Genomic DNA, 12,576 nt, shown 5'->3' on the forward strand with positions numbered 1-12,576 from the left:
AGCACTCTCATGTCACACTCCATCTCCCGTCGCGCCATATCCAGACGAACGCTGCTGGCCGCGAGTGGCGGCGTATCGCTCGCGACCCTCCTCGGCCTGTCCGCCTGCAGCAACGGCAGTACTGGTTCCTCCGGCGGCACCGCCGCGAAGAACCTCAAGCTCCTGCTTCCCGGCGCCGTACCCGACGGCTGGGACGCCGTACTGACCGCGGTGAACAAGAAGCTGCAGGACGACCTCGGGTTCACGATCAGTCCGCAGTTCATCAACTGGAACAACTACGGCAACCAGGCGCTGCTGAAGTTCACCGCCGGCGAGAACTTCGACACCGCGCTGCAGGCCCGCTGGCTGAACATGTCGCAGCTGGCCGGCAGCGGCTCGCTGGTCGACGTCGGCCCGCTGATCGACAAGTACCCGAACCTCAAGAAGACGCTGAACCCGAAACTGCTCGAGCTGAACAAGTGGAGCGGCAAGCTCTGGGGCATCCCACAGGTCAACAGCGCCGGCCGGATCCACCACTTCGCCATCCGGCAGGACCTGGCCGAGAAGTACGGCATCAGCGAGATCAGCGACTACGCCACCCTCGAGAAGTTCTGGTACGACGTCAAGCAGCGCGACGCCAAGATCGTCCCGATCGCGCTCAGCCAGAACCAGTCGAACCTCACCTGTGTCCCCGGACCGGTCGCGATGTTCAATGCGCACGCCTGGGAGAACCCGTCGCGCATCGGTCAGAGCTTCAGCGGCAACTCCATGCCGTTCTTCCTGGCCGCTGACGCCAAGACCAGCGGCAGCTCGTCGCCGATCCCGTTCTGGGACGAGCCCGGCGTCGTCGACGCATTGCGGACAATCCGCAAGTACTACCAGGACGGCATCATCAACCGCGACGCGCTGAACGCCGACGCGGCGACGACCAAGGGCCTGTTCACCAACGGCCAGACCGCCAGCGCGTGGGCGACAACCGATGGATTGTCGACAACCACATTGTTGCCGGGTCTGCTGAAGGCGGTGCCGTCGGCCAAGATGGCGAACGTCGTACCGCTCAAGGGCGGCAAGGCGACGAAGCCGAACCAGACCTTCCAGTCCGACAACTTCACCGTGCTGAACGCCAAGGGCGCGAGCAACGAGAACGCGATGAAGCTGGAGGACTGGCTGTCGATCAAGGAGAACCACGACCTGATCTCGTACGGCATCGAGGGCAAGGACTGGAAGCCGGTCGGCGACGACAAGTTCCAGCAGCTGAGCACCTACGCGTTCCCCGGGTTCGCACTGTGCTGGCGTACGTCGCTCGAGCGCCGCTCGGCTGCCATGACCGAGACCGAGGCCGACTGGTTCACCTGGGCACAGGACTACGAGAACTTCACCGTCGACACCTTCGCCGGCTTCATCCCCGACGTCACCCCGGTGAAGCGCGAGGACGCTCAGATCTCACAGGCCTTCACGCAGTACGGCAACCCGCTGTTCTTCGGCGCCGTCGACGTCGACTCCGGTCTCGACAAGCTCAAGAAGGCGGTCTCGTCGGCCGGGCTGGACAAGGTCCAGGCCGAGATGGAGAAGCAGGCCAACGCGTATCTCGCGGAGAATCGTTGACAATCCTGCAATCGTTCAATCTCGCGGAGGTGACGCTCGGACCCGGCCTGCTCTCGGACAAGGCCGGGCGGATGCTGGACCATCTCCGCGCGTACGACGCGGATCGCCTGCTCCGGGCGTTCCGGGAGAACGCGGGACTGCCGACTCCTTCGGTGCCGAGACCCGGTGGCTGGGAGGACCCAACTGGCGAGGCGAATGGGAACCTGCGCGGGCATTACACCGGACACTTCCTTTCCGCGCTCGCGCAGGCGTTCGCCGGCACGCGCGATCCGGCGTACGCCACGAAGCTGCGGTATCTCGTCGACGGGCTGGCTTCATGCCAGGAGGCTTCGGGGTACCTCGCGGCCTATCCGGAGAAGCAGTTCGTGCAGCTCGAGACGATGACCACAGCCGACTACACGGTCGTCTGGGCGCCGTACTACACCGCGCACAAACTGCTGAAAGGGCTGCTCGACACCTACCTCAGCATCGGCGACCTCCGAGCACTGGAACTCGCGGAGGGCATGTGCCGGTGGATGTTCGAACGCCTCCGACGGCTGCCTGCGGAGGTCCTCCAGCGGATGTGGTCATTGCATGGCAGCGGCGAGTACGGCGGCTTGGCCGAGACGCTGTGTGATCTGTACGGCGTAACGCGGGACCCGGACTGGGTGTCGTTCGGCCGGCTGCTCGATCTCGACGTACTGATCGATGCGTGTGCTGCCGGGCGGGACGTGCTGGACGGCGTACATGCCAATCAGCACATCCCGATTTTCACCGGGATGGTGCGTCTCTTCGAGGTGACGGGTGAGGTGCGGTATCTGCGGGCGGCGGTGAACTTCTGGGACCAGGTGGTTCCTGGGCGGATGTACAGCATCGGCGGAACCAGCTCGCTCGAGTTCTGGGGAGCAGCGGGGTCAATCGCTGGGACGCTGAGCGAGACGAACGCTGAGACCTGCTGCACGCACAACTTGCTCAAGCTGAGCCGGTTGCTGTTCTTGCATCTCGGCGATCCGAAGTACCTGCATTACTACGAGCGTGCGCTCTACAACCAGATCCTTGGCTCCAAGCAGGACGTCGTCTCCGCGGATCGACCGCTGACGACGTACTTCATCGGTCTGCTGCCTGGGTCTGTGCGGAACTATCTACCGAAGGACGGCGCGACGTGCTGCGAGGGCACCGGCCTGGAGAGCGCGACGAAGTATCAGGATTCCATCTACTTCCACGGCGCTGACGACCTCTACGTCAACCTGTACTGCGCCTCGTCGGTGCAGTGGGGCGGGGTGAGGGTTACCCAAACTACGAACTTCCCTTATGAGCAGGGCACGACGCTGACTGTCGAAGGCGGCGGCTCCTTCACACTGCATCTGCGTGTGCCGCCGTGGACCTCGATGCGGGCAGAGGTCAACGGTCAGCCTCTCGAGGTCGACTCTGGCGGATACCTGGCGATCTCCCGCGACTGGATGTCCGGAGACACTGTGCGGATTCATCTGCCGTTCTCCCTCCGCAGCGAGCCGACGCCCGACGATCCCACCTTGGCGTCGGTCTTCTACGGCCCCATCCACCTCGTTGCCCTCGACAACCGCCGTGACTACCTCCGGGCGGACCTCAGCATCTTCCGACCCATCCCCGGCAACCCCCTGCACTTCGACGCCAACGGCACCGAATTCGCCCCGTTCTTCGAGGGAACCACGCAGGCGTTCCACTCCTACATCAGGGTGCGGTAGCCGCTGAGCTTCTGCCGTCTGGCGGCCGCGGTGTCGTTCCATCCGGCGATGGTGATTCCGCGGGCTCCGCCGACGGCCAAGTTGCTTTAGCTGCAGGTGTTTCGCGTGAACCTGGTCGCGTGAAGTCGTCGGCCCTGGACGATCAGAGCCCAACCACAGACCGAGTACACCGCCTGGGGACCTGGCACACGTAAATAACCTGTCCCACGTCCCCAGTTGGTGTCCGCGGCATCGCGAGCAAACCCAGATTCCCGCCATCCGGACGAACCGGACCACATCCTGGGCGATTCGCCGCTGGAGCCGGCGCCTGCCCCCGAGGCTTCGCCGAATCGTGGAAATGTGCTCCCGACACGCGCGGAATCGTTCCAAAATCCACGACTCGATGAGCCCTCCGCGACGGTTCCGCTATCCGGCGCCAACCCACCAACCGTCCGCTCTCAGGACTCGACGCACCCTCAACCGATAGCGGGTTATGTGATCGATAGCCCTCTGATAACCGCCAGCGGTCAAATAGCCCGCTATCGGGCATGGCCCGGCCGGTGCCGGAAAGTCGGCGTCGGCAACGGCATCCGCCTCCCGCTCACCACAACCACCCCGCCCAGGCCGACCTCCCCCGCAACCAGCTCCCATCACCGGATCCACCTCGGGCCGCGACCAGCTTCAGGCTGGAACCACCTCCACGCACCGGAACCACCCCAACGCACCGGACCTACCTCCACGCACCAGAACCACCCCCGGCATGCGACCACTCAGGTGTGCTGCTCCGGACCAGCACACTCCCGCAGCCCGGACCGCGCCCCCACATCACCTCGTCCCTCCCGAAGCCGACCCGCCGACCCCACCCGCACCAGCGGGAGCCGCCCCGTCATCACCTCCATCGCCGGAGCCCTTCCCCTGGCATCACCTCGCACTACCGGGACCTTGCATCGGCATCGGCTGGGCTCGTTGCGGCCGCTGACCGCACCAACGCCGGCGCCGGCTCCGTTGTATTGGGGTTAGTGGGTGGAAAGCCACGTTTTTAGGAGGTCGATGAAGAGGTGGGGGTGTTGTTGGTGGAGGTAGTGGGTGGTGCCGGGCCAGACGGTGATGGTGGAGCCGGGGGGCCACGGGATGGAGCGGGCGAAGGTGGCGGCGTGTTCGGTGGAGTAGAGGCTCAGGCAGGGTTGGTGGATGGTGGGGAGGAATGCTCTGGTCGCCGGCCGTGCGCCGATGCTGCCGTGGGCTAGGTACATCGACTCGTAGAGGTCGGCGAGTACGGCGCCTGGTGTGCGGGCCATCTGAGCTCGGGCCTGCTGATGGAGGGGGCTGTTTTCGAGGCCGGCGAAAGCGCGGTCCACGAAGTCGACGCCGGCCGCGGTGCCGCGGGTGCGGAGGTCGGCCAGTACGGCGGGAGCTCCGGCCATCTCGGCGTCGTCGGCGCCGTACGCCGGGTCGATCACGACGAGCGCTTGGACCAGCGACGGATGCTGTACGGCGAGCCGCGCGACAACCTGGCCACCCATGGAGTGGCCGATAGCAACGACCGGTTCATCGAGCTGTCCGGCGAGATCGCCGACCAGCCGATCGATGGTCAAGCCTGATTCCTCCGCCCGTTCACCGTGCCCGGGAAGGTCGGGCGCCAGCACCTCCGCCTGCGGGGCGAGTAGGGCGGTGATCGGGTCCCAGGAGTGGTGGTTGGCTCCCCAGCCGTGGGCCAGGAGGAGTTTCATGTTAGGCGTCCAGCGGCTTGGTGAGGTTTCGGAATCTTGTCATTCGGTGGAGGACGCCTTGTTCGTCGCCGAAGGATACGGCGAGGGTTTCGGCGCCGGCGTCGGCTAGTTCGAAGGCTTGCCTGAGGGTGGAGTCCAGCTCGGGCTCTCCCCCGGACCAATTGAGCCGCGTGCCTACCTTTACGGGTCGAGAGCTAAGGGACCGCAGTCGGGTGACCGCCGCGGCGAAGGCTGGGCCGTCGAGGCCCAGGCCTTGCCATTCGTCGCCGAAGCGCGCCGCACGCCTGAGTGCGGGAGTCGTCGTGCCGCCGATCATGATCGGGAGGGGCGCGCGGAGTTTGGGCTCGAAGACACCGCCGCGGTCCTCGCCTGCGAAGAGGCCGCGGATGATGTCGAGACCTTCGTCCGTCCGCCGGCCCCGCTCCTCGAACGACGCGCCCACGGCGGCGAACTCGGTCGCGTCCCATCCCGCACCGACCCCGAGGATGACGCGCTCGCCCGACAGCCGATGCAGCGTCGCCGCCTGCTTGGCGACGGCAAAAGGACTGCGCATCGGCAACACCAGCACGGAGGTACCGAGCCGGATCCGCGTCGTGCGAGCCGCGAGGAACCCGATCGTCACCAGTGGCTCGTACACACCGCCGTACGTCGGGCCGAACTCTCCCGGCGGCAGCAGATGATCAGGCAACCACGCCGTACCGTAGCCAAGGTCCTCCGCAGCCACGGCCAGTTCGACCAGCCGTTCGGGCGGCATCGTCGCTGATTCGTCGGGCAGCACCACCTGAAGCTCAACCATGCGCTCGACGCTATCCCCTCACCGGCGCGCCCTCACCGGACCGGTCGAATCGCGGATGACCAGCGACGGCGTCGCGACCGACGTAGGCACCTCGCGTACGCCGGCCAGCAGCCGAGCAAGCGCGTCGAACGACCGCGCCCCCAGGTCGTGAAAGTCCTGCCGCACAGTCGTCAGCGCCGGCCGAAGCATCTCGACGTACGGCTGATCGTCGAACCCGGCCACCGAGATGTCCTCCGGCACCCGCACGCCGCAGTCCAGCAGAGCCCGCAGCACACCCGCCGCGATGTCGTCGCTGCCGCACAGTACGGCGGTGACGTCGCGCCGTTTGGCGATCTGCTTGCCCCAGTCGTACCCGCTGCGTGGCTCCCAGGTCGCATGCATGACGTCGGGGATCTTCGCGCCGGCCGACTTCAGCGCCGCCCGCCAGCCCTCGGTCCGCCCGGAGTGCTTCCCCATCGTCGGACCGGCGACGTGATGCACAGTCTTGTGCCCCAAACTCAGCAGGTACGACGTGACTTCGCGACCACCGGCCCGCTCGTCGATCAACGCGTACGCACGCGGTCCGGTACGACGGGATCCGCCGCCGGCAACCACGGTCGGCACGGTCGACGGCATCGCCTCGATCGCGGCAAGGCCGGCCCGGTCGAACTCCAGCACGATCACTCCCGCGACCGGCTGCACCAGCACTTGGTCGATCGTCGCGGTCACGGCGTCCGGCTCGGCCGAGTCGATCACCGTGATGCCGACGTCCATCGACGCCGTGCGGGCCCCGTGGGCGATGCCTTCGAGGGTGTTCGCGTAGCCGTAGCTCGCCGTACTGCCGGAGATCACCGAAACCAGGGAGCGCCGGCCGGACACGAGCATGCGCGCGGCACCATTCGGCCGGTAGCCGATCTTGTCGATCGCGCGGCGGACTCGCTGCTCCACCTCCGCGCTGACTGGCTTCGAGCCCGTGAGCACCCGCGACACCGTCGGCACGGAGACGCCCGCGATCCGCGCCACATCACCGAGGACGGGCGCGCGCTTGGTCCGCGAAGTCGTTGCCATACAGGGATGATAGCGATTTCCTGCCAAGACACCAGGTGCCCTTCCACAGCGGTCGATGATAACGTTTTCCCCACCCGAAGACGTGTGAGGCGGTGTCACGACATGAGTGTTCCGGTCTTTCAGTGGGGCAACGACGCTCTGCGCCTGCACATCGCCCATGGCGATCAGCTACCACCACGCCTGCTGGCGTTGACCCTTCCCGACGATCCGGAGCCGGATATCGGCGCCTGCCTGCGGTCTGCGCTGCCCGTGATCGAGATCGCGTTGGCCGGCAGTGGACGCCACGGCACGTCCGGCAAACGGCACATCGACGGACTCGCGGCCCAACGACTCCGCCTGGTCACATGGCAGCAGTACGTCGAGGACGACGTACACCGGCTGCGGCTCGATCTCACCGATCCGGACAACGGCCTCGACGTCAAAGTCCACTACGCTCTGGCCGGCCCGACACTCCACACTTGGGCGGAGATCAGCACCACGCAGCCCGTTGTACTGGACTATGTGTCCAGCCTGACGCTCTCCGGGCTCGGGCAAGGGCTGCGATGGGAAGACGAGCTGGCTCTGTGGCACGCGGCGAATCCGTGGAGCGGTGAGTTCCGCTGGCGTCGCGCAACGCTCGCCGAGCTCGGGCTGTACGACGTCGGCATGGTCGACTACGACCAGACCGGGTCGAAGAACCGCATCGCCATGACGAGCACCGGCAGCTGGTCAACGTCAGAGCGGCTGCCGATGGGCATCCTCGAGGACTTGCGGACCGGCCGGATGCTCGCTTGGCAGATCGAACACAACGGAGCCTGGCACTACGAGCTCGGCGACCGCTACGGCGCGGTGTATCTGACGGCATCCGGTCCGACCGCTGCCGAACATCAGTGGTCCCAGCGACTCGAACCTGGCGAGACCTTCCGCACCGTCCCTGCTGCGATTGCGCTGGGCAGCAATATCGAGCAGATCGCCGCTGCGTTCACCGCGCACCGCCGGCGGATCCGGCGACCGCAACGCGACAATCCGATTGTCTACAACGACTTCCTCAACGGCTTGATGGCTGACCCGACCACCGAACGCGAGCTGCCGCTGATCGAAGCCGCGGCGGACCTCGGCGCGGAGATCTTCTGTATCGATGCCGGCTGGTACGACGACGAGCGCGGCGGCTGGTGGGACGCGGTCGGCGAATGGCGGCCGTCAGTCAACCGGTTCCCCGACGGCGGACTGGCGGCGGTGATCGACCGAATCCGAAAGGCGGGGATGCGTCCGGGGCTCTGGCTGGAGCCTGAGGTAGTCGGCGTACGAAGTCCGGTCGCGCGGTCGCTGCCGGATGAGGCCTTCTTCCAGCGAGACGGCCAGCGACTGACCGAGTGGGGTCGTCATCAGCTCGACCTGCGTCATCCGGCGGCGAAGGCACATGTGGATGCTGTCGTGGACCGGCTGATGGCGGAGTTCGACCTGGCGTATCTGAAGCTGGACTACAACATCGACATTGGCCCAGGCACCGACGTCAGGGGAAGCGTGGGCGCCGGGCTGCTCGAACACAACCGTGCGTACCTCGCGTGGGTCGGCGAACTGATGGATCGCTACCCGACTCTCACCATCGAGGGCTGTTCGGCCGGCGGCAGCCGGACCGACGGCGCGTCCGGAGCTGTGTTCTCGATCCAGTCGCTCACCGATCAGCAGAACTTCCGCCTGATGCCTCCGATCTCCGCCGCCTCTCCCTTGGCGATCAGCCCCGAACAGGCCGGCGTCTGGTCGTCAGTCGACGGCTCGATGAGCAACGAGGATCTCGCCTTCTCTCTCATCACGAGCCTGTTGTTTCGCGTCCACCTCGCCGGTCGCATCGACACCCTCACCCCAGCCCAACGGACGATCGTCCGCGACGGCCTCACGACCTACCACGAGCTCCGGTCAACGATCGGCACAGGTACGACGTTCTGGCCGCTCGGCCTCCCCGGCTGGCGCGACGACTGGATCGCGGTCGGCCGGCGTACGACGGACGAGTTGTTGCTTGCGGTCTGGCGGCGCGGGGGCGATGCGAAGATCACCATCCCGTTGCCTGAGGCACGCGATGCCGAAGTGGTCTACCCGCGCTGGGGTGGCGAACTTCTCACCGTGCTGCCCGGTGCTCTCGAGATCGCCCTGCCGCCCAACTCGGCCCGGCTACTCCGGCTGAAGTGAGCGGGGTGGATGCCCGATGTAGGTCGGGATCACGCCCCGAGGGATCGGCCCCTTGATGCGCCGGCCTTCCAGCTGCTGCTCACGAGCATGCGCGAGCAGTCCGACCGAGCGGGACACGATGAAGAATCCACGCGCCAGCTCTGCCGGTAGGCCGAGCTCGGCGTAAATGGTTGCCGTCGCACCATCGACATTCATCGGGATCGGTTTGGAGCCCTCGGCAAGCACCGTCTCCAGTGCCAGCGCGACCTCCAGGTGCCGCCCCTCAACGGTGCCGTCGGCAACGGCGTCCTCGACCGCCTTGATCAACGGATCACGCCGAGGATCGCGCGGATGCCACCGATGACCGAACCCAGGGATATACGCCTGCCGAGCCTTGTACGACGCAACCAGCTCACGCGCGGCGGCCTCCGGCGACGTTCCCAAGTCAACCGTCGCTCGCAGCTCGTACAGCATCTCCAGACATTGTTGCCCAGCGCCACCATGCACATCGCCCAGCAGGTTGACCCCGGTCGCGATCGCGTTGTTCAACGCGAGCCCGCACGACGCCGCCATCCGGGTCGCCGCGATCGAGGGCGCCTGCGGACCGTGGTCGACCCCTGCGACCAGCGTCTGCTCGAGCAGCGAGGCCTGCCGAGCCGTCGGGAGTTCACCACGAACCATCAGCCAGATCATCTGCGGGAAGCTGACCGCCCCGATCAGCTCTTCGATCGCATACCCGTGGAACCGGATCACTCCCGGCCCGATGTCGGAGATCCCAGTGGCCCACCAATCAGCGGTCTCGGTCATATCGCGCCTTCCTCGTGCAGGGTGGCGATCTCTGCTGGGGTGTAGCCGAGCTCGGTAAGGAGTTCGTCGGTGTGTTCGCCCAGGCAGGGCGGCCGCCGGGACGGGCCGACCGCGCGGCCGTCGACGTGCACGCTGCTCCCGAGGACGCGGAGTTCGCGATCCCGGCCGTCGGGCATCGCCACGTCGTGCAGCAAGCCCCGCTCGGTCAACTGGTCGAGCGACAGCGCCTGCTCGACGGTCAGGACAGGTGCGACCGGTACGCCGCTGTCCGCGAGCAACCCGTCCCAGTGCGCGGCCGTCTCCTGCTCGAGCGTCTTCTCCAGTTCGGCCTTGAGTTCGAGCCGGTGCTGCTTGCGTGCCTCGCGGGTGGCGAACCGCTCGTCGGTCAGCAACTCCGGGCGATCAAGCCGGCGACACAGTTCGACGTACTGTTCCTGCTTGTTCGCCGCGATGTTGAGCGCGCCGTCCGCCGTACGGAAAGTCCCGGATGGCGCCGACGTGGCGTTTTCGTTGCCCATGGCACGCGGTTTGCGGTCGGCGACGAGGTAGTCAGAAACGACCCAGCCCATCGCCGCGACCGCCGTCTCCAGCATCGACACGTCGAGGAAGCTGCCGACGCCCGTACGAGCGCGTTTCACCAGCGCGGCCGAGATCGCGAACGCCGCCGCATAGCCACCGAGCGTGTCGGCAATCGGAAAGCCGGTCCGGGTCGGCGCGGTCTCCGGCGTCCCGGTCACGCTCATGATCCCGGACAGCCCCTGGATGATCTGGTCGTACGCCGGTCGCCCGCGCATCGGCCCGGTCTGCCCGAACCCGGACACCGCGCAGTAGACCAACCCAGGATTCAGCGACTGCAACAAGGAGACCGGGAAGCCGAGCCGTTCGAGCACCCCTGGCCGGAAGTTCTCCAGCAGCACATCGGCCTCGCGGACCAGCCGTTCGAAGATCTCCCGGCCACGCGGATGCTTGAGATCGAGAGTGATCGAGCGCTTCGCCGAGTTCTGCGCGAGGAACGAAATACCGAGGCCGTCCGCGGACAACGATGGATCGGCACCGAGGTTGCGGGCTAGGTCGCCGGTGCGCGGCACCTCGACCTTGATCACGTCGGCGCCCATCAAGGCCAGTTGATAGCCGGCGAACGGACCCGCGAGGACGTTGGTGAGGTCCAGCACTCGGACCCCACTCAGCAGATCGGCGTCAGGCTGCACTGAAGCCGCTCCAGCCAGTCGCGGAGATGGTCTCCGCACAGCGCCGTACGGCGTTCACATACGACGGCATGCGTTCGTCGTTGAAGCGAGGGCTGGGACCGCCGACCCCGATCGCGGCGACCACTCGCCCGTCGGAACGTCGTACCGGAGCCGCAACACCGGAGGCTCCCAACTCCCGCTCGCCGTGGCTGACCGCGTAACCACGGCCGGCCGCCTCGGTGACGGCGGCGCGCAGTGTCTTGGCATAGCCGTCGGGTCGCGGCGCGTCGATGGCGACCTCCTCGATCAGAGACGGATCGGCCTCGAGTACGGGCGGATCGGTCAGCAGCACCTTCGATGCGGCACCACCCCAGAGCGGCAAGGACGAGCCGACCGCGATCGTGTGCCGTACGCTCGACGAACCCTGCGCCTGGGCGAGGCAGACCCGCGTCCGGCCGACGCGGATGTAGAGGTTCGCCGTCTCGCCGCTGTCGGCGGCGAGCTTGCCCATCGCGGCGCGGACCGCCGGCGGGATCTCCATGCTCGCGCTGCTCAGCCGCGACCAGCGCAGGAAGCCCGGGCCGATCGCGTACCTGCCGGGCCCACTCGCCGCGACCAGTCCGCGCTGCTCGAGCGTCGTGACCAGGCGCAGCACGGTCGTCTTCGGCAGGCCGCTCGCATGCGTCAGCGCGGCCAGCGTCCAGGCCGGGTGCTCGTCGTCGAACCGCTCGAGCAGGTCCAGCGCCCGGTGCACACTCCGCACCCCGTCACTCATCCGGTTCCTCTCCACGAAGCCGATGGATCCGACGATAACCCGGCGTACCATAGAACGGAATCTCTGAACCGTCTGGTGGAATGCACCGGCTGACCCTCGGCGAGGGCAACTGAGCGGAGCTCGGCCACTCATCAAGCTCCGCGAGCGCCCCCAGGTCGCCGTCGGCTGAGCGGGAATTGGTCGGGTCGCATGTGGTTGATGAGTGGCGAAGGTCCGCTCTGGGAACGCAGGATGGGAGAGTGGAGCCCGTGAAGATCCTGGTCGGTTATGTGCCAACTCCCGAGGGTGAGGCCGCGCTGACCGCGGCTGCCGCCGAGGCCGAGCTGCGTGGGGCGTCCGTGCTGCTGCTCAACACCAGCCGCGGCGACGCCTACATCGACGCCCGCTACGCCAACGAGGAGGAGCTCGCCGCGGCCCAGGCCAGGCTTCGCGACCGCGGCGTCGAGGTGAACATCCAGCAGGCCGTCGGCACCGGCGACGTCGCCGGCGAACTCCTCAAGGCAGCCGCCGCCGAAGACGTCACCCTCATCGTCCTCGGCCTCCGCCGCCGCAGCCCCGTCGGCAAACTCATCCTCGGCAGCACCGCCCAGCGCGTCCTGCTGGAGTCTCCCGTTCCGGTCCTCGCCGTCAAGGCGCCTTCCCGGCACGAGTGAGGTGCGGACGCCCAAGCCATCACAATCGGCGCCGTCCGGGGACGGCGCGCCTGAGGCGAGGTGGCGCGGAGCGGGTTTGATGGCCTGGCGGTCCGCTAAACCCAGGTGAGTGGTTGGGCGTCGCCGCCTAAACTGGTCTGGTTATGCCTGATGCCCGGACCGAGTCGTCG

General features: G+C 67.0%; 10 protein-coding genes. 4 read left to right on the top strand and 6 right to left on the bottom strand.

What is annotated here, in order from left to right; genetic code table 11:
• The first annotated feature begins 9 nt into the window (after nucleotides 1–9).
• A complete protein-coding gene (locus EV646_RS06195) occupies nucleotides 10–1,584 on the top strand; it encodes an ABC transporter substrate-binding protein (protein ID WP_132144927.1) in 1,575 nt (524 codons plus the stop codon).
• A complete protein-coding gene (locus EV646_RS06200) occupies nucleotides 1,581–3,287 on the top strand; it encodes a beta-L-arabinofuranosidase domain-containing protein (protein ID WP_199236843.1) in 1,707 nt (568 codons plus the stop codon). The genes EV646_RS06195 and EV646_RS06200 overlap by 4 nt, the downstream gene beginning before the upstream one ends.
• Nucleotides 3,288–4,282: 995 nt before the next feature.
• Here EV646_RS06200 and EV646_RS06205 read toward each other — a convergent pair.
• Genes EV646_RS06205 through EV646_RS06215 form a run of 3 tightly spaced genes read right to left on the bottom strand, consistent with a single transcriptional unit; the run spans nucleotide 4,283 to nucleotide 6,839 of the window.
• Nucleotides 4,283–4,996, bottom strand: a complete 714-nt coding sequence (locus tag EV646_RS06205) for an alpha/beta fold hydrolase (RefSeq protein WP_132144929.1) — start codon at nucleotides 4,994–4,996, stop codon at nucleotides 4,283–4,285.
• Between the two features lies 1 nt (nucleotide 4,997).
• A complete protein-coding gene (locus EV646_RS06210; RefSeq protein WP_132144931.1) occupies nucleotides 4,998–5,792 on the bottom strand; it encodes an LLM class flavin-dependent oxidoreductase in 795 nt (264 codons plus the stop codon).
• A gap of 18 nt (nucleotides 5,793–5,810) precedes the next feature.
• On the bottom strand, nucleotides 5,811–6,839 hold the full coding sequence (locus EV646_RS06215) for a LacI family DNA-binding transcriptional regulator (RefSeq protein ID WP_132144933.1): 1,029 nt from the start codon (nucleotides 6,837–6,839) through the stop codon (nucleotides 5,811–5,813).
• A gap of 102 nt (nucleotides 6,840–6,941) precedes the next feature.
• On the opposite strand from EV646_RS06215, the gene EV646_RS06220 reads away from it, so the two are divergent.
• A complete protein-coding gene (locus EV646_RS06220; protein WP_158290905.1) occupies nucleotides 6,942–9,005 on the top strand; it encodes a glycoside hydrolase family 36 protein in 2,064 nt (687 codons plus the stop codon).
• Here the strand turns inward: EV646_RS06220 and EV646_RS06225 are convergent.
• From EV646_RS06225 to EV646_RS06235, 3 genes are read right to left on the bottom strand one after another with little or no spacing between them, the layout of a single operon-like run.
• Nucleotides 8,988–9,791 carry a citryl-CoA lyase gene (locus tag EV646_RS06225; protein WP_132144937.1) on the bottom strand — a complete coding sequence of 268 codons (804 nt, stop codon included), beginning with the start codon at nucleotides 9,789–9,791 and terminating at the stop codon, nucleotides 8,988–8,990. The genes EV646_RS06220 and EV646_RS06225 overlap by 18 nt on opposite strands.
• A complete protein-coding gene (locus EV646_RS06230) occupies nucleotides 9,788–10,999 on the bottom strand; it encodes a CaiB/BaiF CoA transferase family protein (RefSeq protein ID WP_241995443.1) in 1,212 nt (403 codons plus the stop codon). The genes EV646_RS06225 and EV646_RS06230 overlap by 4 nt, the downstream gene beginning before the upstream one ends.
• Nucleotides 10,989–11,753 (bottom strand): IclR family transcriptional regulator, encoded by a 765-nt coding sequence (locus EV646_RS06235; RefSeq protein WP_241995445.1) that lies wholly within the window; start codon nucleotides 11,751–11,753, stop codon nucleotides 10,989–10,991. The genes EV646_RS06230 and EV646_RS06235 overlap by 11 nt, the downstream gene beginning before the upstream one ends.
• A gap of 248 nt (nucleotides 11,754–12,001) precedes the next feature.
• On the opposite strand from EV646_RS06235, the gene EV646_RS06240 reads away from it, so the two are divergent.
• The gene (locus EV646_RS06240) at nucleotides 12,002–12,406 is read left to right on the top strand and encodes a universal stress protein (RefSeq protein ID WP_132144941.1); all 405 of its coding nucleotides are present in this window, start codon (nucleotides 12,002–12,004) and stop codon (nucleotides 12,404–12,406) included.
• The last annotated feature ends 170 nt before the right edge of the window (nucleotides 12,407–12,576 follow it).

Origin of the sequence: Kribbella antiqua (assembly GCF_004345665.1) — a bacterium.
Classification (GTDB): domain Bacteria; phylum Actinomycetota; class Actinomycetes; order Propionibacteriales; family Kribbellaceae; genus Kribbella; species Kribbella antiqua.

Coding starts and splice junctions, on each gene's coding strand:
- EV646_RS06220 (WP_158290905.1), top strand. CDS start 6,942: ATGAGTGTTCCGGTCTTTCAGTGGGGCAACGACGCTCTGCGCCTGCAC.
- EV646_RS06210 (WP_132144931.1), bottom strand. CDS start 5,792: ATGGTTGAGCTTCAGGTGGTGCTGCCCGACGAATCAGCGACGATGCCG.
- EV646_RS06215 (WP_132144933.1), bottom strand. CDS start 6,839: ATGGCAACGACTTCGCGGACCAAGCGCGCGCCCGTCCTCGGTGATGTG.
- EV646_RS06225 (WP_132144937.1), bottom strand. CDS start 9,791: ATGACCGAGACCGCTGATTGGTGGGCCACTGGGATCTCCGACATCGGG.
- EV646_RS06235 (WP_241995445.1), bottom strand. CDS start 11,753: ATGAGTGACGGGGTGCGGAGTGTGCACCGGGCGCTGGACCTGCTCGAG.
- EV646_RS06205 (WP_132144929.1), bottom strand. CDS start 4,996: ATGAAACTCCTCCTGGCCCACGGCTGGGGAGCCAACCACCACTCCTGG.
- EV646_RS06195 (WP_132144927.1), top strand. CDS start 10: ATGTCACACTCCATCTCCCGTCGCGCCATATCCAGACGAACGCTGCTG.